This is a genomic window from Streptomyces silaceus, assembly GCF_001419745.1.
Taxonomy (GTDB): Bacteria; Actinomycetota; Actinomycetes; order Streptomycetales; family Streptomycetaceae; genus Streptomyces; species Streptomyces silaceus.
Genome location: NZ_LIRJ01000212.1, coordinates 1 through 1578, shown reverse-complemented (window position 1 = coordinate 1578; position 1578 = coordinate 1). Strand labels below are relative to the sequence as shown.

Below are 1578 nucleotides of genomic sequence, written 5' to 3'. Positions count from 1 at the left end.
GCGGAGGGAGCGGCCGGCCGCGGGCAGTGAGCGCGGGGCGCCCTCCACCCGCGGCCGTTCGTGCGGTGCGTGACGGCGGCCCGCTGCGGGCCGCCTCTCACGCGGTCCCGTCGGCGGCGGCCCGCAGCGCGGCCACGTCCAGCTTCTTCATGCCGAACATCGCCTGCATGGCACGCTGGGCGCGGTCGGGGTCCGGTCCGGTCACGAGCTCGCCGAGCACGGTCGGCACGACCTGCCAGGACAGGCCGTACTTGTCCTTGAGCCACCCGCAGGGGCCTTCCTCGCCGCCCTCGGAGAGCTTCGACCAGTAGTAGTCGATCTCCTCCTGGTCGGCGCAGTCGATCAGGAAGGACACGGCCTCGTCGAAGGTGAACTCCGGCCCGCCGTTGATCGCCGTACAGCGCTGCCCGTCGAGCTCGAAGTCCACGGTCAGCACGGTGCCGGCCGGGCGCGGCGCGTTCTCCCCGTAGTACGAGACGTGCGTGATCCGGGAGTTCGGGAAGACCGAGACGTAGAACTTCGCGGCCTCCTCGCCCTGCGTGTCGAACCAGAGGTTGGGCGTGATCCTGGGCATGACGCTCTCCTGTCGCGTGTGCGGCGGTCCTGGCCGCGCTCCCTGTGTCTGCCTGAGCGGACGTCTGCCTATGTGGACCGTCGCACCGCCCGGAACTCATCGCCACACGGCGCCCGGATCGTGCCGTCGCGGGTCAGCCGGTCACAGGGCCCGCGCCGACCTGCGGCTCCCGCTCCAGGGCGATGCCGAAGTGCCGGTCGTACGCCGCGAGCACCTCCGCCTCTGAGGCCAGCTCGGTGGTCCGCTGCTCGGCGCCCACGGTGGTCTTGAGCGTGCGGCCACTGAGCGTGACCCGGCCCTCCGGCGTGACGATCGAGCAGACCAGTGACCGCGTGAAGGGGGATTCGGGGGACGTGCGGTGGTACCAGGCCCCGCCCCTGAAGTCGGCCAGCGCGCGCGGCCGTTGGTCGACGAGGTACTGCGGGCTGCCGTCCTTCTCGATCCGCAGATCGCCCTGCGGGGTCTCCACGACGCCGAACGTACCGCCGGGGTCGGCCTGCTCGCCCCCGTCGCCGAGGGCGAGCGGCAGATGGCTGTGCGTGCCGAAGCCGACGTCGGCCAGCCAGTCGCCGCCGTCGTCGGTGCGCACGCGCAGGGCCAGGTGGTCGAAGGGGATGCCGAGCTGCCCTGTCCTGTCGTACACCTGGGCCTGCACCAGCGCGACGTCGAAGCCGAGGGCCGTCAGGAGGGCGGCGAAGGCGCCGTTGAGCTCGTAGCAGAAGCCGCCCCTGCGGGCGTCCACGACCTTGGCCACCAGGGCCTTGTCGGTGAGCTCGACCGCCTCGCCGAGGTGGATCGACAGATTCTCGAAGGGCACGCTGCGCAGATGCGCCAGATGCAGGTCGTGCAGGGCCTGCGCGGTGGGGGCGGCGGGCCGCTCGGCGCCGATGCGCCGCAGATAGGCGTCGATCTGTTCGTTGTCCATGCGACCAGTGTCGTGGGGGAGCGGTGGCCGGGCCACGGACCAGCGACGGCGCCCGCACCGTGCGCAGGTCCTAGGACCT

2 protein-coding genes are annotated in these 1578 nt (G+C 72.1%); both read right to left on the bottom strand.

The features are described from left to right. Positions 1 to 97: 97 nt before the first annotated feature. Positions 98 to 574 (bottom strand): VOC family protein, encoded by a 477-nt coding sequence (locus tag AOK22_RS20750; RefSeq protein ID WP_055700201.1) that lies wholly within the window; start codon positions 572 to 574, stop codon positions 98 to 100. Between the two features lie 133 nt (positions 575 to 707). Beyond that, positions 708 to 1499 carry an arylamine N-acetyltransferase family protein gene (locus AOK22_RS20745; RefSeq protein WP_055700200.1) on the bottom strand — a complete coding sequence of 264 codons (792 nt, stop codon included), beginning with the start codon at positions 1497 to 1499 and terminating at the stop codon, positions 708 to 710. Between the last annotated feature and the right edge of the window lie 79 nt (positions 1500 to 1578).

Excerpts from the sequence above, each read along its gene's own strand:
- AOK22_RS20750 (WP_055700201.1), bottom strand. The coding sequence starts at position 574 with ATGCCCAGGATCACGCCCAACCTCTGGTTCGACACGCAGGGCGAGGAG.
- AOK22_RS20745 (WP_055700200.1), bottom strand. The coding sequence starts at position 1,499 with ATGGACAACGAACAGATCGACGCCTATCTGCGGCGCATCGGCGCCGAG.